A 20,059-nucleotide genomic window follows, 5' to 3' on the forward strand; every position below is an offset into this window, starting at 1 on the left:
GGTCAGCCGAAGCGATAGCCGGACACGGTCCAGCCCAGCACGGTGCTGCCATGATCGCGCACCGCCTTGTCCTCGCCTGCCGCGCCCAGTGCGACCATCAGGGGCAGCAGATGCTCCTCGCGCGGATGGGCGAAACGGGCGTGGGGCAGGTCGGCCCAGGCCGCTACGCGCCGGGCGCGGCTGGCCGGGTCGGGATCGGTCACGGCGGCGGTCAGGGCGTCGTCCCACAGCTTCGACGGCGCGGTGGCCTGAGAGCCGCGAACGCGCAAATTGTGGAAGCTCATGCCCGAACCGACGATCAGTACGCCTTCGTCGCGCAACGGCGCAAGGGCGCGTCCGGCGGCGATGTGCGCCTCCGGATCGAGATCGTTGCGGAGCGAAAGTTGGGCGAGCGGAATGTCGGCTTGCGGCAGCGCGACCTTCATCGGAATGAAGACGCCATGGTCCCAGCCGCGCTCCTGCTCCGTTCCGGCGGGAAAGCCCGCCTGTTCCAGCAGGGCGGCGGCGCGGCGGGCAAGCGTGGGCGCGCCGGGCGCATCCCAGCGGATCGCGTAGGTGTGCGGCGGGAAGCCGTAATAGTCGAAAAGCAGACCCGGCTTTTCCCCGACATGAACCGTGAAGCGGCTTTCTTCCCAATGGCCGGAGACCAGCAGGATCGCGCTCGGCCGCTCGGGCAGGGTGGCGATGAGGTTCGCCAGATAGGCCTGCATCGGATGCCATATCGGATCGCTATGCGGGCGGTCCGGGTCATTGTGGTCCATGAAGAAGCATGGACCGCCGCCATGGGGGACGAAGAAGGTCGGTTGTCTCATGCACGGATAGATCGGTGGCATGGAAACCGGAAACAAGCGGGCCGGAGGAAACGGATTGTTTCGGATGGGAACGGCCTGTCGTCAGCCGATGGAAGACGCGTCCTATCCCTTCGAACCTTCCGGTTGCCGGGGCGTCTCGCCATCTCGCGATTCGCGCGACTGCGCCTTCCGTCGGCGCAGATTGTCCCGCAGCGCCTGCGCCAAACGCTCTTTCCGTTCGTCCTGACCATTTGTCATGACTGCCCCATAAGCAATTTGCATCTTCTGCCGCAAGCCGCCTTGACATGGAGCGAGCAGGCGGCCATAGGCCCGGCTCCGCTGGCGCGAGACGCCGGATGGAGCCGAAAATAGTGCTGCCGTAGCTCAGTGGTAGAGCGCATCCTTGGTAAGGCTGAGGTCGTGAGTTCAATCCTCACCGGCAGCACCATTTTCCTCCAGCGACCCAAGAGGCGGTCGATTTTCCCCATAGCTTGCCTCTTTGCCGGACGGCCCCCTCATGGCACATCGCTGGCGGGCGATGCGGAATCGAAAATGGCGTTCAGATAGGCGGCGATGCGCACGCCGCCGCGCCGCAGCCGGTCGTCCAGTTCGGCGCGATGCTGATAAACATAATCCCAGGACAGGTTGGGATCAGCCGGATAGATGGTCTTGCGCAAGGCGACGCTTTCGCGAAGCCAGGTCGCCGGGCCGCTGGCGCTCCAGTCGATCGTCTCCTTCGGCGTGATCGAGCGCGACAGCCAGTCCGCATATTCGGAATAAGACAAGGCGCGCTGATCGATCAGGCCGGAATCCCAGATGGAATGCAGGTTGGTCGCCTGGCCGAAGAAGGTCACTTTCACATCGTTGCCGCCCCGGTCGTCGCCGCCGCCCGCGTGCAGCGGCTGGTGCAGGTCGCCCAATATGTGGACGACGAAGCGCAGCGCCAGGCGGCGATCCTCCAGCGGCGCTTTGGCGTCGCGCAGGATGGCGGTGAAGCGCTTGAGCGCGGTGATCGCATCGCCCTCCTTCGGGGCGTCGGAGGGGCCGTAATGGTCCCCTTCCCTGACCGTGACATAATGCCAGGGGCTGGCGGTCTTGCGCCAGAACTCGGCGGGGTCGGATTTCATGTCGTCGGGCCAGGTCGCCGCCTCCGCCAGATCCTCGGCGCCCAGCAGCATCTGGACCTGAGCGCGCGCGGCGCCGCTCAGATTGCGGTCAGCTATGGCGCCGGTGATCCTGTGGCCGACCGGCCCCCAAGCCTGGACGGGAGTTGCAGCAAGGAGCGGCAGGGCGAACAGCCATGAGAAACGCATGGCGTCCTTCATACAGTTTTGCCCGGCCTCAACCAGCGTGCTTTTGCCGAAGCCGAATCTCAGCCCGCGAAACGAAGGCCGATCCACAGCGTCCGGGGCGTGCCGAGGTCGATCGAGCCTCCGGCGTTGCGGGTGATCACCTCTTCATCGAAGAGATTTTCTCCGCGCGCGACCAGGGTCACGCCATGGCCCAGCGGCAGGCGCGCCACCGCGTCGACCGTCAACGCATGGGGCAGCACGTCGACCTGCTGGTCGTCCTCATATTGCTTGCTGACATAGCGCAACGTGGCGGAGAGTGCGGGGCCTTGCTTCGGTTCCCAGGCCAGGGTGGCGCTGGCGGAATGGGCAGGCGTCTGCGCTGGACGCAGCCCGTCAAAGTCCCGGCCCGGCGCATGGACCCGGCTGCGGCTATAGGCATAGGAGGCCGAGAGCAGCACATCCCCGGCGCGGCCATTGGCGGTCAGTTCGACGCCCTTGGCGGTGATGCGGTCGACATTCTGCCGCTCGCGATAGATGCCCGCCACCGCGCCCACCAGCGGGAACGTTCCGCCGGTCCGGGAAATGGTGACGTTGGCGATGGCATTGTCCAGCATGTTGCGGAACAGCGTCACCCCCAGACGGACCGGCCCCAGCGACAGATCAGCCCCGGCTTCATAGCCCTGGAGCTTTTCCGGGCGCAGCGCCGCATTGGGACCGGTGGCGTCCGCGCCTACCCGGAACGGACGATAAAGTTCGTTGAGCGTCGGCAGGCGGAAACCGCTATAGGCCGCGCCCCGCAGAGCAAGGCTGTCGCCGATCCGATACAGCGCCCCGGCCCGGCCAGAAAATTGCCAGTCGAAACGGTCCGTGAAGGCGGCGTTCAGTGTCGCCGCACCCGCGCCATTGGCCTGCCGGAAGAAACCGTCGCTGATCGTCCAGCGATCCACGCGCACGCCGCCGGTCAGCACCAGAGATCCCATGGTCCAGTCATCCTCGGCAAAAAAGCCGGTCGTCATCTGCTCGCCGCCTGCATGGCGGCGAGCGGTCACGGCGCCCGCCGCGCTATAGGCGTCCTCAAACATGTCGCCGGTGGCGAAACGGGTGTCGGTGCCGATGCGCAGCACATGATCCGGGCCGACCGGCGGGCGCAGTTCGATCTTGCCGCCGATGCCGGTCGAGGGCGTGTTGCGCTGATCGAGCGTCTTGCGGAAGGTCGCGGACGAGATCACGATGTTGGAGAAGTTGCGCGTCTGGATATAGGCCAGCGCGTCGACCTGCCATGCGCCCCGCGCAATGAAGCGGATGCTGGCGTCCTGCCCTTGGCTCATGCTGTCCGCGCCCTTGAAGCGCAGCGTCCGCTCGTCGCGGAAGACGGTACCGCGAAACTGGATTTCGGATGTGGCGGACAGGGGCGCGACGGCGCGCAAATTGGTGGACCAGCCGTCATAGGCGGCAGGCGCGGTGGCGGCGACCCGCTGGTCCTTCGGCGTGGTCTGGAAACCGTCGCCCCGGTCCCAGCGGCCTGAAAGCGAAACATAGCCGCCGCCAAGGTCCGGGGTCAGGCTGGCGGACAGTTCGGTAGCATCCCTGCTGCCGTAGAAGGCGCTGGCGGCGAAGGCCGGAAGCTGGTCGCGGGTGGCGCTGGCCAGTTCGATGGTCCCCGCCACCGCGCCCGCGCCGAACGCCCCTATCCCGCCGCCGCGCGTCACACGCACCACCGACAGGCGATCGGGCACCAGTGCGCTGAAGGGGATATAGCCGAAAAAGGGATCGGCCATCGGCACGCCGTCGAGCAGCACCAGCGTCCGGCTCGACGCATTGCCGCCCAGCGCGCGCAGCGTGGCCCCCTGCGCCGAAGGATTGGCGGATCGGCTGTCGGAGCGGCGAAACTGCTGGAATCCCGCCATGTCGCCCAGCACGCTTTCGATCCGGCCCGATGCGCTGTTGGTCAGCCGATCCCGGTCGATGATCACCGATCCATAGGCCGGGGTGCCCGGAGGCAGGGAAAGCCCCTCCCCCGTCACGACGATGCGGGCCGGGTCGGGCGCTTCCGCCTCGGCGGCGGCGACCGTCGGCAGCGCAGCCAGAACCAGTGACAGCGGAAGATATTTCATGACGCCCTTTCCCTATCTTTGGGAGAGGGACTAGGGACGCCGCCTGAGAAGTTCAAGCGACCCTTTGCGCCGCCAATATCTTGTCGATGGTCAGGGGATAATCGCGCAGCCGCACCCCCGTCGCGTTGTAGATCGCGTTGGCGACTGCCGCCCCCGCCCCGCAAATGCCCAGTTCGCCGACGCCCTTCGCCTTCATGGGCGAGCTTTTGTCGTCCAGTTCGTCGATGAACAGCACGTCCTGCTGCGGGATGTCGGCATGCACCGGCACCAGATATTCGGCCATGTCGTGATTGACGAAGAAACCGAAACGGGTGTCGACGCTCAGTTCCTCCATCAGCGCCGCGCCCACGCCCATGGTCATCGCGCCGATTACCTGGCTGCGCGCCGATTTGGGGTTGAGGATGCGCCCGGCGGCAAAGGCCCCGCCCATGCGGCGAACGCGCACCTCCGCGGTGTCGATGTCCACGCCCACTTCGCAGAAATGCGCGCCGAAGGTCGCCTGCGCATAGCGTTTGTCGAGGTCGCCAAATTCCATGCTGTCCTCCGCCCACAGGCCCTCCCGACCCGCCAGCGTAGCCAGCGGCTGGGACTGGTTGCCCAGGCGTATCAGCCCATCCTCGAACAGCGCCTTGTCCGCCGGGAAGCCCGCCTTTTCCGCCAGTTTGGCGCGCAGGGCCATGGCGGCGGCATAGACGCCCGCCGTGGAACTGTTCGCGCCCCACTGGCCGCCCGACCCGGCGGATACGGGGAAGCGGCTATCGCCCAGACGCACGGTCACGGCCTCCAGCGGAACGCCCATCATTTCCGCCGCGGTCTGGGCGATGATGGTGTAGCTGCCGGTGCCGATGTCGGTCATGTCGGTTTCGACGATGACATGCCCCTCGGCATCAACGCCGATGCGCGCGCCCGATTTGCCCACCAGATTGTTGCGGAAGGCGGACGCCACGCCCATGCCGACCAGCCAGCGCCCGTCGCGCACCTGCCCCGGCTTGGGATTACGGCGGTTCCAGCCGAAACGTTCCGCGCCTTCACGCAGGCATTCGATCAGCTTGCGGCTGGAAAAGGGGCGCTGCGGTCCGGCTTCCGGGTCATATTGCACATCGTTGCGGATGCGCAGTTCGACCGGATCGACGCCGCAGGCCTCCGCCAGTTCGTCCATCGCGACTTCCAGCGCGAGCAGGCCCACCGCCTCCCCAGGGGCGCGCATGGCGTTGCCCTCCGGCAGGTCGAGCGTCGACAGGCGGTGCGTCGTCAGCCTGTTCGGCCCCCGATAGAGCAGGCGCGTCTGCTGCGCCGCCGTTTCCGCGCCGCCGCCGGGCAAGTCGCCCGACCAGACCTCATGGGCGATGGCGTCGATCACGCCCTGCTTGTCGGCGCCGATGCGGATGCGCTGGATGGTGGCGGGCCGATGGACGGTGTTGTTGGGGATTTGCGGCCGGGCGATGGCGACCTTGACCGGGCGGCCGATCATGCGCGAACCCAGCGCCGCCAGCAGCGCGTCGGCGCGCACCCACAGCTTCGCGCCGAAGCCGCCGCCGATATAGGGCGAGACGAGGCGGATATTTTCCGGCGGGATTTTCAGCGTCTTCGCCATCTCGCCCACGCTCCAGGCGATCATCTGGTTCGATGTCCACAGCGTGAGCTTGTCGCCGTTCCAGGCGGCGGTGGTCGCATGCGGCTCCATCATCGCATGGCTCTGGTCGGGCGTGGTGTAGCTTTGGTCGATCTTCACCGCCGCCTTGGCGAAACCGGCCTCGAAATCGCCGGTCTTGGTGTCGGCGGGGCCGCCGAAGCCGGGCGGGGGCGGAACGCCCTTGTCCCGCTCCGCCGCCAGGTCGAAGCGGCCCTGTTCGGGCGCATAGTCGATGCGGACCAGCCGGGCGGCGTCGCGGGCGTTTTCCAGCGTGTCCGCGATCACCAGCGCCACCGCCTGCTCATAATGTTCGATCTGCGGGCCGCCGAGCAGATGGGCGGTGTTGAAATTGCCCTTGCCGAGCGGTCCCGCATTCTGGTGCGTGACGATGCCCAGAACGCCGGGCGCGGCCTCGGCGGCGCGCAGATCGATGGCGCCGATCCGCCCCTTGGCGATGGCCGATCCCACGATCCAGCCATAGGCGGCGTTGGGCGCGGCGTCGTGCCGTTCATAGGCATAGGGGGCGGTGCCGGTGACCTTGGCGGGGCCGTCGATCCGGTCATGGGGAATGCCGATGACGCGGCCCCGGTCGATGGGATTAGTGGTGGCTGGCGTGTCGAACTTCATGGCTCAGGCCCCCTTCTGACGGTAGAGCGAGGCGAGGGTGCGGGCGGTCAATTGCTGCTTGAACGCGTTTTGCGCGGTGGGCCGCGCGCCGCTCAGCGCCGCCTCCGCAACCGCCGCAGCGCCGGAGGGAGCCGCCGCGTCGGCGGCATCGGTGCGCCATGGCTTGGCCCCTATGCCGCCGAAAGCGAAGCGCGACCGGCCATCCTTTCCGAACACCGCCGCGACGGACACCAGCGCGAAGGCATAGGAGGCCCGGTCGCGCACCTTGCGATAGACATGGGTGCCGCCCAACGGCTTGGGCAGGGTGACGGAGGTGATGAGTTCGCCGGGTTTCAGCGCATTTTCGATATGCGGAGTCTCGCCGGGCAGCAGGTGGAAGTCCGCGATCGGGATGGACCGGCGGCCTCCGTCGGCGCCCACCGCGTCGACCTGCGCGTCCAGCAGGCGAAGCGCCACCGCCATGTCGGACGGGTGCTGCGCGATGCAGGCGTCGCTGGTGCCCAGGATCGCCAGGCTGCGGCTCATGCCCTTGATCGCGCCGCAGCCGCTGCCGGGTTGGCGCTTGTTGCAGGGCATGCGCGTGTCGTAGAAATAGGGGCAACGAGTGCGCTGGAGCAGGTTGCCGCCCGTCGTCGCCTTGTTGCGAAGCTGTCCCGAAGCGCCCGCCAGCAAGGCGCGGCTCAGCACCGCATAATCGCGGCGCACGGTCTTGTCGGCGGCCAGATCGGTATTGCGGACCATCGCCCCGATTTTCAGGCCGCCTTCCGCGGTCGGCTCGATACGGTCGAGGCCGAGATGATTGACGTCGATCAGATGGGTCGGCGTCTCGATCTGGAGCTTCATCAGGTCGAGCAGATTGGTGCCGCCCGCGATGAAGCGCGCGCCCTGGGTGGCGGCGGTCTTCGCCGCCTCCTCGACGCTGGCGGCGCGGCTGTAGGTGAAGGGCCTCATGCCTTATCCTCCCCTGCAACCTCGCGGATCGCCGCGACGATGTTGGGATAGGCGGCGCAGCGGCAGATATTGCCGCTCATCCGCTCGCGCACCTCACTGTCCGAAAAGGCGACGCGGTCGAGATCTTCGGTGGCATGGCTGGGGATGCCCGCCTCAATCTCCTCCAGAACCGCCACCGCCGAGCAGATCTGGCCCGGCGTGCAATAGCCGCATTGATAGCCGTCATGGGTGATGAAGGCGCGCTGCATCGGATGGAGCTTTTCGGGCGTGCCGAGTCCCTCGATAGTGGTCACATGATCGCCTTCATGCATAACGGCCAGGGTGAGGCAGCTATTGATCCGCCGTCCCTCCACGATCACCGTGCAGGCGCCGCACTGGCCATGGTCGCAGCCTTTCTTGGTGCCGGTCAGGTGCAGATGCTCGCGCAGGGCATCGAGCAGGGTGGTGCGGGGGTCGAGTTGCAGATGCACCTCGCGGCCATTCACGGTCAGTCCTACGGCGTTCATCCGGGCCTGTTCCTTCTGGCGTCCCGGACGGCCGGGGGCGGCGGCCTGCGCCTCGCCCAGCACGGGAATGGCGACGGCGGCAGCGGCGCTGCCCTGCAAAAGGCCGCGACGCGACAACGGTTCCGGCATGCGATGCTACTCCTTTGCCCCTCCGAACGAAGTGGAGGCGATGACATCCATCGTTGCATAGATCTGATCGGCGAAAGAGTAGCAGATGGCCACGCCAAGCCAAGATGCAAGATTGCGCGCCCTTCTTACGCAAAAAGGGATCAGGCGGAAAAAAATGATTTTGTGCAAATTCTCCCTTGCCGAGGTAGGAAGCCGCTGCTAGTTGCCCCCCACCCGCCGAGAGGGACACTTCCTCCGGCCGCCAGAGCGGGCGTAGCTCAGGGGTAGAGCACAACCTTGCCAAGGTTGGGGTCGAGGGTTCGAATCCCTTCGCCCGCTCCAGATTTCCAGAAATCAGCAGAAAAATAGCCCTGAGGGGCCGCGATGCGTCGGACCGATGGTCCTGATGCCAGCCGCCGACAGGCTCTGTGACCGACGCAGCGCGTGGCGGGAGCCGGATGGCCCCCGCCACGCGTCGGACATTATTGGACGGTCGCCTCAATCATGTTCGCGGTCGCCAGCTCCCATATAAAGTTCACGACCGGTTTGATGATAGAGGGCGCTCATTTCGGCCATGCCCTTTTCCGCTTCCTCTTCGGTCGTGGCCGCGATGAAGCTATCCGCAGGCTGGTTCTGCTTCGCCGCGAAGTCGCGCACCTCCTGCGTGATCTTCATCGAGCAGAATTTCGGACCGCACATGGAGCAGAAATGCGCGCTCTTCGCGCCCTCCGCCGGGAGCGTCTGGTCGTGATATTTCTCCGCCGTGTCGGGGTCGAGCGACAGGTTGAACTGGTCGCGCCAGCGGAATTCGAAACGGGCGCGGGATAGCGCATCGTCGCGGACCTTGGCGGCGGGATGGCCTTTCGCCAGATCGGCGGCGTGGGCGGCGAGCTTGTAGGTCACCACGCCCACCTTCACGTCGTCGCGGTCGGGCAGGCCCAGATGCTCCTTGGGCGTGACGTAGCAAAGCATCGCCGTGCCGTACCAGCCGATCATCGCCGCGCCGATGCCGGACGTGATATGGTCATAGCCCGGTGCGATGTCGGTGGTGAGCGGCCCAAGCGTGTAGAAGGGCGCTTCGCCGCAGGCCTCAAGCTGCTTGTCCATATTCTGCTTGATCTTGTGCATGGGCACATGGCCCGGCCCTTCGATCATCACCTGCACATCCTGATCCCAGGCGCGCTTGGTGAGTTCGCCCAGCGTGTAGAGTTCGGCGAACTGCGCCTCGTCATTGGCGTCGGCGATGGAGCCGGGACGCAAGCCGTCGCCCAGCGAATAGGCGATGTCATAGGCCTTCATGATCTCGGTGATCTCGTCGAAATGCTCGTAGAGGAAGCTTTCCTTGTGGTGCGCGAGGCACCATTTCGCCATGATCGACCCGCCGCGCGAGACGATGCCGGTGACGCGCTTGGCCGTCATCGGGATATAGGGCAGGCGCACGCCCGCATGGATGGTGAAATAGTCGACGCCCTGCTCGGCCTGCTCGATCAGCGTGTCGCGGAAGATTTCCCAGGTCAGTTCCTCGGCAATGCCGCCGACCTTCTCCAGCGCCTGATAGATAGGCACGGTGCCGATGGGCACGGGCGAGTTGCGCATGATCCATTCGCGGGTGTCGTGGATGTTGCGGCCGGTGGACAGGTCCATGACCGTGTCGGCGCCCCAGCGGATCGACCAGACCAGCTTGTCGACTTCGGACGCCACGTCGGAGGCGACGGCGCTGTTGCCGATATTGGCGTTGATCTTCACCAGGAAATTGCGGCCGATGGCCATCGGCTCCGATTCCGGGTGGTTGATGTTGGACGGGATGATGGCCCGGCCACGTGCCACTTCCTCGCGGACGAATTCGGGCGTCACATAGTCGGGGATTTCCGCGCCCCAGTCATGGCCGTCGCGGACATATTCGGCCAGACGGGCGCGGCCGAGATTCTCGCGCTCCGCCACATATTCCATCTCCGGCGTGATGATGCCGCGGCGGGCATAGTGCATCTGGCTGACATTGGCCCCCGCCTTGGCGCGGAGGGGCCGCTTGATGGTGTTGGGGAAGGGCTGGACGCCGCCGCTGCGGTCGGGGCCTTTCAGCCCATTATCCTCCGGCTGGATGGCGCGGGCGTCATATTCCTCCACATCGCCCCGGCCGATAATCCAGTCCCGGCGCAGCGCGGGCAGGCCCGCCATGATGTCGATGCGGGCGTTGGGATCGGTGTAGGGACCGGATGTGTCGTAGACGCGGACCGGCGCTTCGCCGCTGCCGGGTTCCAGATCGATCTCGCGCATGGCGACCTTGAGCGGGCCGACATGGATCTTGCGGCTGCCCCGGATGGGGCCGGTGGTGACGCGCATTTCGGTGCGAGCTGGGACGTCGGCCATTTGGGTTCCTTTCAGGCGATGACGGTGGCGCGGCCCGTAAGGCCGGCGAGGAAGAGGAGGATGCCGAGGACGATGCTGAGGATCGCCCAGGCGCGGGTGAAGTTGAGGGACCAGCGGCCGATCCGGAGAAGCGGACCGGGAATGGCGAGCAGCAGCGCGCCTTCGATCAGCGCTACATAGCCGATGGCCGAAATGATGATGGACAGCGGATCGCGCCAGATGCTGTGGATCAGCACCAATGCCGCGCCGACCGCGAAAACCGGGAAGCCCAGCGCCATGACCTGCCCCGGCGAGCGGTCCAGATCGTCCATCATCTGCCGCCAGCGCTGCGGCGCGGTGAGGCCGCCTATGCCGACGACGATCATATAGAGGCCGATGGCTTCGGCCAGACGCAGGGTCAGAACGGAGATCGTGTCCATGTCGTGCCGTCCTTCTCTTGCGCTCTGGGGCGGAGGACGGGCCCGGGCTGCCGAATGCGAACAGGCCGTTCCCTCCCTACGCCGGTCTTATCCGGATCAGGTTCAGCGGGTCGCGGCCACGTCAGCCGCCTCTCAACCGTCTGTGGACGGTCCCCCGGGGATGGCTTTGCGTGTAGCCGATGCCGGGCGCGAGCGGAAGCCCCGTTGTCGCGCTGGACAGTTGGCGGGCTTTTCCGCTTTAGTGGCATGCGATGAAGCATCCCGATCTGTCGACGAAGGAAGGGCGCAAGGCGCACCGGCATGAGATGCGCATGGTGGCGGTCAGGCCGCGCCGCTGGGGATTGTGGCTGCTGACGGCCGGGTTTCTGCTGCTGCTGACGCCCTCCGCGCTAAATGTGCATAGCCTGTTCGGGCTTTGGCCGCCGATGCTGGGAGCGCTGTGCATCATCGTGGGCGTGCCGCTGCTGGTGATGAGTGTGGTGCTGAAGCGGCGCTATCTGCGACAGAGGGTGGCGGGGCAAGCCATGGTGGGGCGGATCAAGGGGTGAGAGGCTTGGAAATCCTCCCTACGCGAAGCGTGGGGAGGGGGACCGCTCGCGAAGCGAGTGGTGGAGGGGAAGATTCGGAGGTCGTGCCCCATTCCCCTCCACCAGCCTTCGGCCGGTCCCCCTCCCCATCTCTCGATGGGGAGGAATAGGAGAGGTTCGCCTCACCCTTTCAGCCCACCGCCTCGAACATCAGCTTCATCCCCGTCCTCGGCCGGATCGTCAGGCGGCTGATCGGTTCCGGCTTGAACCTCTCCGGCACCGACAGGCGATAGCGGCGGACCACCGAGGCGATCACCGTCATCACCTCCTGCTGCGCGAAGCCCGCCCCCACGCACACGCGCGGCCCGCGGCCGAAGGGGAACCAGGCCTGCTTCACCATCTCCGCATTGGCGGGGTCTTCGAAGCGGGCGGGGTCGAAGCTGTGCGGGCAGGCCCAGTTGTCTTTGTTGCGCTGGGTGAGCCACGGCGCGACGACCAGCATCGCGCCTTCCTCCAACTGCTTGTCGCGCATCGGCATCGGGCAGGTCACTTCGCGGGGGAAGAAGGCGACCGGCGGGTAGAGGCGCAACGTCTCGCGGAAGATGTTGCGGATCGCGCCCATATCCTTGAGCATCGACGCGGCGAGCGGCGCATCCCCGGCGATTTGCGACACTTCGGCGCGGGCGGCGCTCTGGATATGGCTGCATTCCGCCAGCATGTAGAGCGCCCAGGTCATGGTGCTGGCCGACGTCTCATGACCGGCGAGGAAGACGGTCGAGACCTGATCCATCACCTGTTGCAGGGTGAAGGGATCGCCGGTTTCCGGATGCTTCGCCTCGATCAGCGACTGGAGTATGTCGCGATGCGGGGCTTCGCCGCGTTGATGGAAGCCCTCATAACGGGTCTCGACAATGGGGCGGAAGACATCGTGGATCGCCTTGGCAGGATTGAGCGACCGCTTCTCGAACCAGCGCGCCGGAAAGCCATAGAGGCGCAGCATCGAGGCGCTGTGAGCGAGCCGCTGGAACTTGCCGAAGGCGGTGTGAATGATGTTGGAACGGCGTTCGTCCAGCGCTTCGGAGAAGAGCGTGCGGAAGATGATGTCGGCGGCGACATGGGTCATCATCGGGTCGATATCGACCGGCTTGCCCCTGTCCGCCGCATCGAGCCGGGCGAGCAGGTCGTCGGCGGCGGCCACCATCAGCGGCATGGAGCGGTTGAGCGCGGTATGGGCGAAGGCCGGGTTCACCATGGCGCGCTGGCTTTCCCAATCCTCCCCATTGGCGGAAAAGACCGAGTTGCCGATCAGCGGCGACAGGTTGCGGACCAGCTCGCGATGCTTGGGATAGGCCGTGCCGCCGCGCAATATCTGGTCCACCAGCGGCAGTTCGTTGGCGATATACATGGTCTGGCCGGGCATGCGGATTTCGCCCAGCTTCATCGTATAGCTTTTCTCGAACAGCACATGAATCCAGCTATGCCAGCCGCGCAGGAAGCGCTTCATCAGGCCGCGCTTGGTCCGGGGCGGTTCGGGATAAGGGGGGGTGAAGGGCTGCGTCACGGGATCGTCCTGAACTGCGCTATGGCTTCGTCTATGGTGCGGCGGCCTGCGGTCAGGCTGACATAATCCACCGGCGAGAGGCGGTCGCCCACGCGCAGATAGTCGAAATGCGCCTCATATTTGTTCGACCAGCCGCCATGATAATTTTCCGGATCGTAGAAGAGGTGGAAGCGCGGCGAGAGCAGGTCCACACGGGCTACGCATCGGTCCGAGACGAGGTGGACCGGATGCACGCCATGATAGGCCGCGCCGTCCGGCGGTGCGGAAAAGTCGACCAGGCGGAAGGGCTTGTCGTCCAGCGCCTTTAGGTCCGCATGATACCAGCGGGCGTCCTTGCGCAGCGCGATGACGGGAACCACCTGGCCCAGCGTCAGGACGGTGAAATTGGCAGGCAAAGGCCTGTTCCCGCGCAGTTCGAGGATGCGGCGCAGCACGCTCATCGCATAGATGGTGCCGTTGCTGTGGGAGGCGAAGATCAACTCGTCCCAGGAGCCGTCCATTTCCTTCACGATGCGGGCGGCGAACTGGTCGAGGCGGGCCTCCATCTCCGCGCCGGGGCCGTCGGCGGCGACGCTGTGGTTATATGCCATGAAGCGCAGCAGCCAGGGCACGATCAGCTTGTCGAGCAGGCGGCCGGAGAAAAGCGCGCTGATGCCGATGCCGATCAGCGCCGCAGCCCAGAAAGGCATCAGCGGCGAGAGCGTCAGCGCGGGGATCAGCGCCAGAAGCAGCGGGATCAGCACCGCCAGCACGGGCGGATAGAGGATGGTGATGACCGGCCCCGGACGCAGTTTGCGCATCCGCAGAAACTGCATGTGCCGGGCATGGGCGCTGTAGGTGGCGATGGAGCGCCACGCCAGCAGCAGCGGATTGCGAATCCAGACCTTGCCGACCAGATCCTCCCAGCGGAGGAATTCATAGTCGGTCTCCACCCCGGCACTGTGGTTGGTGACGGTCCAGCGGGCGGACGAGGCCGGGCCGGAGCGGCGGGCGCTCACCTCCACCCGTTCGCCCGACAGCCGCGTGTAGCTTTCCGCCTGCTCGCGATACATCTGGTGGTAGAAACGCACCCCGCGCGGGTCGAATCCGCCGAGATAGAAGAGTTTGCGCTTGAACTTTTCCATGGCCCCTGTTCCACATCGGGCCATGACGACACCCGAACGCGACTACTGCTATTTCATAGACCACCGCAAATACAACCGAAACATCGGCTGTCGGCGCCATGACAATGCCTATGGCATCAATGGCGGCGGCAGCGAGCGGGACCGGTGGCGGGCGGACCTGGCCTTTTATCGCCATATGAAGGGGGAAGGCGATCCGATGGCCCTGCCTTCGCTGCTGGCCTGCCTGTGTTTCGGGTGGTTCTGCTGGAATTATCACCCCGGCAAGGGGCTGTGGCGGGGGCAGCTCTTGCGCCGCTTCGTGAAAGCGCCGAAGTGAACAGCATGACCAGACATGTTTCCATCGGGCCGGTTACGGTGGGCAACGATTTGCCCTTCGTCCTGATCTCCGGCCCATGCCAGATCGAGAGCCGCGATCACGCGATGATGATGGCGGAAAAGCTGTCCGGCGCGGCGGCGAAGGCCGGGGTGCCGTTCATCTTCAAATCCTCCTTCGACAAGGCGAACCGGACCTCCGTATCGGGCCAGCGGGGCGTGGGGATCGATGCGGGACTGGCGGTATTGGCGGAGGTGAAGGCGGCGTTCGGCTGCCCGGTGCTGACCGACGTGCATGAGGCCGGGCAGGTCGAGGCGGCGGCAGAAGCTGTCGATATCCTGCAGATTCCCGCCTTTCTGTGCCGCCAGACCGATCTGCTGCTGGCGGCGGGGCGGACCGGCGCGGTGGTCAATGTGAAGAAGGGGCAGTTTCTGGCCCCTTGGGACATGGCGGCGGTGGCGCAGAAGGTCGCGTCGACCGGCAATGAGCGGATATTGCTGACGGAGCGCGGGGCGAGCTTCGGCTATAATACGCTGGTCAGCGACATGCGGGCGCTGCCGGTGATGGCGCAGACCGGCTATCCGGTGGTGTTCGACGCCACCCATTCGGTACAGCAGCCGGGCGGGTTGGGATCGGCTTCGGGCGGGCAACGGGAATTCGCGCCGGTGCTGGCGCGAAGCGCCGTTGCGGCGGGCGTGGCGGCGGTGTTTGCCGAGGCGCATGACGATCCGGACAACGCGCCCTCGGACGGACCGGTGATGCTGCCCATCGAATGGGTCGGGCCGCTGCTGGAGAAGCTGAAGACCATCGATGAGGTGGTGAAGGGGTAAGCGAGCCAATCCCCTCCCCGTTCGGGCTGAGCCTGTCGAAGCCCTTTTCTTCTTGAAGAGAAGAGCAGCCCTTCGACAAGCTCAGGGCGAACGGAGGTGGGGTTGGGCCGGTTAAGGCCGCGCTTGGCCCGTTCCGCGTACCAGCCATTTGTAGGTGGTGAGGCCTTCCAGCGCCACCGGTCCCCGCGCATGAAGGCGTCCCGTCGAAATGCCGATCTCCGCGCCCAGTCCGAACTCGCCACCGTCCGCGAATTGGGTGGAGGCGTTCCACATCACGATGGCGCTGTCGACCGCGTTCAGGAAACGCCCCGCCCGCTCGGCATCCTCGGTGATGATCGCATCGGTATGGTGGCTGGCATGGGCGGCGATATGGGCGAGCGCTTCGTCCAGCCCATCCACGATCCGCACCGATACGATGGCGTCGAGATATTCGGTATCCCAATCCTCGTCCGACGCGGCCACGACGCGGCCGTCCAATGCCTGCACAGCTTCATCGCCGCGCACTTCGCATTTTGCGTCGAGCAGCGCCTTCACGATGGCGGGCGCCTGCGCGAAGCCCTTGTCGATCAGCACCGTCTCGGTCGCGCCGCAAATGCCGGTGCGGCGCATCTTGGCGTTCACCACCAGCTTCTGCGCCATGTCCGGATCGGCCGCGCCGTCGACATAGCTGTGGTTGATGCCGTCCAGATGGGCGAGCACGGGCACCCGCGCCTCTTCCTGCACGCGGGCGACCAGGCTCTTGCCGCCGCGGGGCACGATCAGGTCGATGAACTCGGCGGCTTTCAGCAGCGCGCCCACGGCGGCGCGGTCCGTGGTGGGGACCAGTTGCACCGCGTCGGCGGGCAGGCCGGCAGCGGCGATGCCCTCCGCCATGGCGGCGTGGATGGCGCGGTTGCTTTCCTTCGCCTCGCTGCCGCCGCGCAGGATCACGGCGTTCCCGGCGCGCAGGCAGAGCGCAGCCGCATCGGCGGTCACATTGGGGCGGCTTTCATAGATGATGCCGATCACGCCCAGCGGCACGCGGACGCGGGAAAGCTCCATGCCGTTGGGGCGGACCAACCTGTCGATCACGCTGCCCAGCGGATTGACGAGGGTCGCCACCTGATCGACGCCAGCCGCAGTCGCGAGGACGCGGTCCTCGTCCAGCTTCAGCCGGTCGAGCATCGCGGGCGACAGGCCGTTGGCGGCGGCATTTTCCATGTCGCGGGCATTGGCGGCGATGATCTGCGGCGCCTGATCCCGCAACGCCTGCGCGGCGCGGCGCAGCCCGTCGATCTTCTGCGCGTCGCTGGCGGTGGAAAGCTGCGCCGCCGCGGCGCGGGCGCGCGCGCCCATGGTCGCGATCAGCATTTCAGGAGTCTGGGTCAGGTCGTTCATCAACTATCTCGCCGTGTTTCGCGCCGGGGCTTATCATGAAGCGGGTCAAAGCGAAACCGTCGTTGCGGATGCGACAGGACGGATGCCGACAACCGGGCCATGGGTCGCAATATGGCCCGGCTGCCAGCAGGCAGAAGGAACTGCCTATTCCGAACGCCTAGCGACCCGCCCAGGCCGACGCATACCCCAAACAGGGTATAGGCGCGCCAAAGCCGTAAAAAATTCCCATAAAATATAGTTAATTCAAAGGTTAAGAGAAACGATCAGGCCGCTTGGGCCAGGATTTGCCGCTTCATCGCGACGAACATCCGGCAGGGCGGAATATTGCGCCATTCGACCCGCTCCCTGATCTCCTCGAACAGGGGGGAGAGCAGGCGGCGCATATAGCCGGAATATTGATAGACTAGGAAAGCCCCGCCATCCTTCAGGACCGAGCGGGTTTCGGCACAGATCGCCTCCCCCACGCCATCGGGCAGGGTGGAGAAGGGTATGCCGGACAGGACATAATCCGCCTGGGCATAGCCCGATTCCTTGATGAAACGGCGGACGTCGGCGGCGGAACCGTGGACGATGCGCAGCCGGGGATCGGCGATCTCCGCCTCCAGATAGGCGACGAAATCGAGATTGAGGTCGATCGCGAGCAGGGTCGCGTCAGGATGCAGCCGGTCGAGAATAGGCCGCGTGAAAGTACCGACGCCCGGCCCATATTCCACGAACAGCCGGGTCCGCTGCCAATCCACGCCGTCCAGCATGCTGTCGACGAGCTTTTGGGAGGACGGGATGACCGACCCGATCATGCCCGGATGCTTGATGAACTGCCGGAGGAACATGCTCCACTGGCCCAGGAAAGTGGTGGACCGTTTTCCGGGGTGGACCCGATTTTTCTTCTTCAAAGGAATGGAGGCCATTCATTCTCGCCTGTCTGCCTTGCCCGTCGACTCGCAAAAATCGCACGGGCATGCAAGCGCCTTCGCGGTGGAGGGGTGAAATCGATGGAGTTAAGCGCCACGTGTTCCTGTGAAGGCAGGAACCTAGCTCCAACGTCGGAACTGGGTTCCTGCCTTCGCAGGAACACTGTGCGCGGGGGGAGGGACCGTCGGATCAATCCTTACCGCGCGCCCGCAACATGCCGGGCGCGACGAAGCCGATAGGATCGACCTGCATCACGCTCTGCTTCAGCGTCGCCTGGATCTGCTCATATTCGCGCTCCATTTCCGGCGTGACGGAGGCGCGGGTGTCCTCCAGCGCGGCTTCGAAATGGGCCTGCGTCACCTTGTCCACCGACAGCGACTGGCGCAGGGCGATCAGACCGGCGCGCCGAACCAGATCCTCCAGATCGGCGCCGGTGAAACGCTCGGTGCGCTCCGCCAGCAGGTCCAGATCAACATCGTCGGCCAGCGGCATCTTGCCGGTATGGATGGACAATATGCGCCTGCGCCCGGCCTGATCGGGCACCGGGACATAGATCAGCTCATCGAACCGCCCCGGCCGCAGCAGCGCCGGATCGATCAGCGTCGGCCGGTTGGTCGCGCCGATGACGACGACTGACTGCAATTCCTCCAGCCCGTCCATCTCGGCCAGGATGGTGTTCACCACCCGCTCCGTCACCTGCGGCTCGCCAAGGCCCCCGCCGCGCGCCGGAACCAGACTGTCCAGTTCGTCGATGAAGATGACCGTCGGCGCCACCTGCCTTGCGCGGGCGAAGAGGCGGGCGATCTGCTGTTCGCTTTCCCCATACCATTTGCTGAGCAGGTCGGATGATTTGGTAGCGATGAAATTGGCCTGCGCCTCCCGCGCCACGGCCTTGGCCAGCAAGGTCTTGCCGGTGCCGGGCGGGCCGTAGAGCAGGAAGCCCTTGGCCGGGCGGATGCCGATGCGGCGGAAGGCGTCCGGGTCTTTGAGCGGCAGTTCCACCCCTTCCTTCAAACGCATCTGCGCGTCGTCCAGCCCGCCGATATCGGCCCAGCCGATGTTCGGCGCCTGCACCATCACCTCGCGCATGGCGGAGGGCTGGACGCGCTTGATCGCGGCCATGAAATCCTCCCGCGTGACGGACAGTTCCTCCAGCACGTCGGGCGGAATCGTCCCTTCCTCCAGATTGAGGCGCGGCATGAAGCGGCGCACCGCCTCTATCGCCGCCTCGCGGGTCAGCGCGGCAAGATCGGCACCGACGAAACCATAGGTCATGCGGGCGAGTTCGCTCAGGTCCACCTTGTCGCCGGTGGGCATGCCGCGAGTGTGGATGCCCAATATCTCACGCCGCCCGCGCTCGTCGGGCACGCCGACGATGATCTCCCGGTCGAACCGGCCGGGACGGCGCAGCGCCTCGTCAATCGCTTCCGGACGGTTGGTGGCCGCGATGACGACCAAATTGGTGCGCGGTTCCAGCCCGTCCATCAGCGTCAGCAACTGCGCGACCAGACGCTTTTCCGTCTCGCCGGTCACATTGCCGCGCTTGGGCGCGATGGAATCGATTTCGTCGATGAAGAGGATCGACGGGGCAGCCTTGGCGGCGGCTTCGAAAATCTCGCGCAGCTGCTTTTCCGACTCGCCATAGGCCGAACCCATGATCTCCGGCCCGTTGATCAGGAAGAATTCCGCTTCAGATTCATTGGCGACGGCGCGGGCCAGCCGGGTCTTGCCGGTGCCGGGCGAACCGTGGAGCAGCACGCCCTTGGGCGGATCGACGCCCAGCCGTTCGAACAGTTCAGGATAGCGCAGCGGCAGTTCCACCATCTCCCGCAATTGGTCGATGGCGTCGGCCATGCCGCCGACATCGTCATAGGTGACGTCGGCCCGGCGCGATTCACGCGGCTCCTCATATTCAGCGCGCAGTTCGACTTCGGTATCGGCGTCGATATGGACAACGCCCTTCGGCACGGTCGACACTACCACCAGCCGGATTTCCTGCAACGCATAGGCGGGCGCGGCCAGCATCTGGCGCAATTGTGGCGGCATGTCGCCGGGGGGAACCTGCTGCTGCCCGGACGTGGCGACGATATCGCCGGATGCCAGCGGCCGCTGGAAGAAGACGCGCTTCAACGCTTCGGGATTGCCCTGCAGCCGCAGATTATTTTGTGCAGGCGCGAAGACGACGCGCTGAGCGGGGCGGGGATCGACCTTCCGAATCGCCACGAAGTCGCCCGATCCGACCCCGGCATTGGCGCGCTGAAGCCCGTCGAGGCGCAGGACGTCCAGCCCCTCATCCTCCTTATAGGGCCGCACCACGCGGGCGGGGGTGGAGCGCTTTCCAACGATCTCTATCACATCGCCTTCGACCAGATGGAGTTCCGCCATCACCGCCAGCGGCAGCCGCGCAAGGCCGCGCCCCGCATCCTCCGGCCGGGCGTTGGCCACCTGTATCCTGCGTCCTGCGGTTTCTTCTTCGGCCACTTCGCCTTCCCCGTTCTTGTCGCTGCGTAACGAGATAGGGAACGTCCGGGCCGAACGAAAGGGGCCAAAGGGAAGCCCGGACCGAATAAAAAAAGGGCCGACCCGAAGGCCAGCCCGAAAGTTTTA

Annotated in this window: 16 protein-coding genes, 2 tRNA genes and 1 riboswitch; of the genes, 5 read left to right on the forward strand and 13 right to left on the reverse strand. The window is 65.8% G+C overall.

The window, feature by feature from the left end:
- Nucleotides 1–2: 2 nt before the first annotated feature.
- Nucleotides 3–812, reverse strand: a complete 810-nt coding sequence (locus BV95_RS05435; RefSeq protein WP_037448442.1) for a DODA-type extradiol aromatic ring-opening family dioxygenase — start codon at nucleotides 810–812, stop codon at nucleotides 3–5.
- A gap of 352 nt (nucleotides 813–1,164) precedes the next feature.
- On the opposite strand from BV95_RS05435, the gene BV95_RS05440 reads away from it, so the two are divergent.
- Nucleotides 1,165–1,239, forward strand: a tRNA-Thr gene (locus BV95_RS05440).
- A gap of 67 nt (nucleotides 1,240–1,306) precedes the next feature.
- On the opposite strand, the gene BV95_RS05445 is transcribed toward BV95_RS05440, so the two are convergent.
- Genes BV95_RS05445 through paoA form a run of 5 tightly spaced genes read right to left on the reverse strand, consistent with a single transcriptional unit; the run spans nucleotide 1,307 to nucleotide 8,043 of the window.
- The gene (locus BV95_RS05445) at nucleotides 1,307–2,104 is read right to left on the reverse strand and encodes a S1/P1 nuclease (protein WP_037448653.1); all 798 of its coding nucleotides are present in this window, start codon (nucleotides 2,102–2,104) and stop codon (nucleotides 1,307–1,309) included.
- 59 nt (nucleotides 2,105–2,163) lie between these two features.
- Nucleotides 2,164–4,197: a TonB-dependent receptor plug domain-containing protein gene (locus BV95_RS05450; RefSeq protein WP_037448445.1), complete on the reverse strand. Its 2,034-nt coding sequence runs from the start codon at nucleotides 4,195–4,197 to the stop codon at nucleotides 2,164–2,166.
- Nucleotides 4,198–4,249: 52 nt separating this feature from the next.
- Entirely contained in the window at nucleotides 4,250–6,457 is a 2,208-nt protein-coding gene (paoC, locus tag BV95_RS05455) for an aldehyde oxidoreductase molybdenum-binding subunit PaoC (RefSeq protein WP_037448448.1), read from the reverse strand.
- Nucleotides 6,458–6,460: 3 nt separating this feature from the next.
- Complete coding sequence (locus BV95_RS05460) at nucleotides 6,461–7,408, reverse strand: FAD binding domain-containing protein (RefSeq protein ID WP_037448451.1); 948 nt, start codon at nucleotides 7,406–7,408, stop codon at nucleotides 6,461–6,463.
- Nucleotides 7,405–8,043 carry an aldehyde dehydrogenase iron-sulfur subunit PaoA gene (paoA, locus tag BV95_RS05465; protein WP_037448454.1) on the reverse strand — a complete coding sequence of 213 codons (639 nt, stop codon included), beginning with the start codon at nucleotides 8,041–8,043 and terminating at the stop codon, nucleotides 7,405–7,407. The genes BV95_RS05460 and paoA overlap by 4 nt, the downstream gene beginning before the upstream one ends.
- A gap of 246 nt (nucleotides 8,044–8,289) precedes the next feature.
- Between paoA and BV95_RS05470 the strand changes: the two genes are divergently transcribed.
- Nucleotides 8,290–8,364: transfer RNA gene (locus BV95_RS05470), tRNA-Gly, on the forward strand.
- Nucleotides 8,365–8,520: 156 nt separating this feature from the next.
- Here BV95_RS05470 and thiC read toward each other — a convergent pair.
- Nucleotides 8,521–10,389, reverse strand: coding sequence for a phosphomethylpyrimidine synthase ThiC (thiC, locus tag BV95_RS05475; protein WP_037448458.1), 1,869 nt, complete (start codon nucleotides 10,387–10,389; stop codon nucleotides 8,521–8,523).
- A gap of 11 nt (nucleotides 10,390–10,400) precedes the next feature.
- Nucleotides 10,401–10,808 (reverse strand): DUF2065 domain-containing protein, encoded by a 408-nt coding sequence (locus BV95_RS05480; RefSeq protein ID WP_037448461.1) that lies wholly within the window; start codon nucleotides 10,806–10,808, stop codon nucleotides 10,401–10,403.
- Between the two features lie 56 nt (nucleotides 10,809–10,864).
- A riboswitch (TPP riboswitch) is annotated at nucleotides 10,865–10,975 on the reverse strand.
- 84 nt (nucleotides 10,976–11,059) lie between these two features.
- Between BV95_RS05480 and BV95_RS05485 the strand changes: the two genes are divergently transcribed.
- Nucleotides 11,060–11,356 carry a hypothetical protein gene (locus BV95_RS05485; protein ID WP_037448464.1) on the forward strand — a complete coding sequence of 99 codons (297 nt, stop codon included), beginning with the start codon at nucleotides 11,060–11,062 and terminating at the stop codon, nucleotides 11,354–11,356.
- 169 nt (nucleotides 11,357–11,525) lie between these two features.
- On the opposite strand, the gene BV95_RS05490 is transcribed toward BV95_RS05485, so the two are convergent.
- Nucleotides 11,526–12,896: a cytochrome P450 gene (locus BV95_RS05490; RefSeq protein ID WP_037448467.1), complete on the reverse strand. Its 1,371-nt coding sequence runs from the start codon at nucleotides 12,894–12,896 to the stop codon at nucleotides 11,526–11,528.
- Complete coding sequence (locus BV95_RS05495; protein ID WP_037448470.1) at nucleotides 12,893–14,020, reverse strand: hypothetical protein; 1,128 nt, start codon at nucleotides 14,018–14,020, stop codon at nucleotides 12,893–12,895. The genes BV95_RS05490 and BV95_RS05495 overlap by 4 nt, the downstream gene beginning before the upstream one ends.
- Nucleotides 14,021–14,042: 22 nt before the next feature.
- Between BV95_RS05495 and BV95_RS05500 the strand changes: the two genes are divergently transcribed.
- Both BV95_RS05500 and kdsA read left to right on the forward strand, forming a co-directional pair.
- Nucleotides 14,043–14,336 carry a hypothetical protein gene (locus tag BV95_RS05500; protein ID WP_037448473.1) on the forward strand — a complete coding sequence of 98 codons (294 nt, stop codon included), beginning with the start codon at nucleotides 14,043–14,045 and terminating at the stop codon, nucleotides 14,334–14,336.
- Nucleotides 14,337–14,341: 5 nt separating this feature from the next.
- On the forward strand, nucleotides 14,342–15,163 hold the full coding sequence (gene kdsA, locus BV95_RS05505) for a 3-deoxy-8-phosphooctulonate synthase (protein ID WP_037448657.1): 822 nt from the start codon (nucleotides 14,342–14,344) through the stop codon (nucleotides 15,161–15,163).
- Between the two features lie 111 nt (nucleotides 15,164–15,274).
- On the opposite strand, the gene BV95_RS05510 is transcribed toward kdsA, so the two are convergent.
- From BV95_RS05510 to BV95_RS05520, 3 genes are all read right to left on the reverse strand, one after another.
- Nucleotides 15,275–16,540 (reverse strand): glutamate-5-semialdehyde dehydrogenase, encoded by a 1,266-nt coding sequence (locus BV95_RS05510; RefSeq protein ID WP_037448475.1) that lies wholly within the window; start codon nucleotides 16,538–16,540, stop codon nucleotides 15,275–15,277.
- 263 nt (nucleotides 16,541–16,803) lie between these two features.
- Complete coding sequence (locus BV95_RS05515; RefSeq protein ID WP_037448478.1) at nucleotides 16,804–17,448, reverse strand: class I SAM-dependent methyltransferase; 645 nt, start codon at nucleotides 17,446–17,448, stop codon at nucleotides 16,804–16,806.
- Between the two features lie 193 nt (nucleotides 17,449–17,641).
- Nucleotides 17,642–19,933 (reverse strand): CDC48 family AAA ATPase, encoded by a 2,292-nt coding sequence (locus BV95_RS05520; RefSeq protein ID WP_037448482.1) that lies wholly within the window; start codon nucleotides 19,931–19,933, stop codon nucleotides 17,642–17,644.
- Between the last annotated feature and the right edge of the window lie 126 nt (nucleotides 19,934–20,059).

Source organism: Sphingobium chlorophenolicum, assembly GCF_000722875.1.
In the GTDB taxonomy this organism is placed as follows: Bacteria; Pseudomonadota; Alphaproteobacteria; order Sphingomonadales; family Sphingomonadaceae; genus Sphingobium; species Sphingobium chlorophenolicum.

Excerpts from the sequence above, each read along its gene's own strand:
- paoC (WP_037448448.1), bottom strand. The coding sequence starts at position 6,457 with ATGAAGTTCGACACGCCAGCCACCACTAATCCCATCGACCGGGGCCGC.
- BV95_RS05435 (WP_037448442.1), bottom strand. The coding sequence starts at position 812 with ATGAGACAACCGACCTTCTTCGTCCCCCATGGCGGCGGTCCATGCTTC.
- BV95_RS05485 (WP_037448464.1), top strand. The coding sequence starts at position 11,060 with ATGAAGCATCCCGATCTGTCGACGAAGGAAGGGCGCAAGGCGCACCGG.
- BV95_RS05450 (WP_037448445.1), bottom strand. The coding sequence starts at position 4,197 with ATGAAATATCTTCCGCTGTCACTGGTTCTGGCTGCGCTGCCGACGGTC.
- paoA (WP_037448454.1), bottom strand. The coding sequence starts at position 8,043 with ATGCCGGAACCGTTGTCGCGTCGCGGCCTTTTGCAGGGCAGCGCCGCT.
- BV95_RS05460 (WP_037448451.1), bottom strand. The coding sequence starts at position 7,408 with ATGAGGCCCTTCACCTACAGCCGCGCCGCCAGCGTCGAGGAGGCGGCG.
- BV95_RS05480 (WP_037448461.1), bottom strand. The coding sequence starts at position 10,808 with ATGGACACGATCTCCGTTCTGACCCTGCGTCTGGCCGAAGCCATCGGC.
- BV95_RS05515 (WP_037448478.1), bottom strand. The coding sequence starts at position 17,448 with ATGGCCTCCATTCCTTTGAAGAAGAAAAATCGGGTCCACCCCGGAAAA.
- thiC (WP_037448458.1), bottom strand. The coding sequence starts at position 10,389 with ATGGCCGACGTCCCAGCTCGCACCGAAATGCGCGTCACCACCGGCCCC.
- kdsA (WP_037448657.1), top strand. The coding sequence starts at position 14,342 with ATGACCAGACATGTTTCCATCGGGCCGGTTACGGTGGGCAACGATTTG.
- BV95_RS05445 (WP_037448653.1), bottom strand. The coding sequence starts at position 2,104 with ATGCGTTTCTCATGGCTGTTCGCCCTGCCGCTCCTTGCTGCAACTCCC.
- BV95_RS05495 (WP_037448470.1), bottom strand. The coding sequence starts at position 14,020 with ATGGAAAAGTTCAAGCGCAAACTCTTCTATCTCGGCGGATTCGACCCG.
- BV95_RS05510 (WP_037448475.1), bottom strand. The coding sequence starts at position 16,540 with ATGAACGACCTGACCCAGACTCCTGAAATGCTGATCGCGACCATGGGC.
- BV95_RS05500 (WP_037448473.1), top strand. The coding sequence starts at position 14,043 with ATGACGACACCCGAACGCGACTACTGCTATTTCATAGACCACCGCAAA.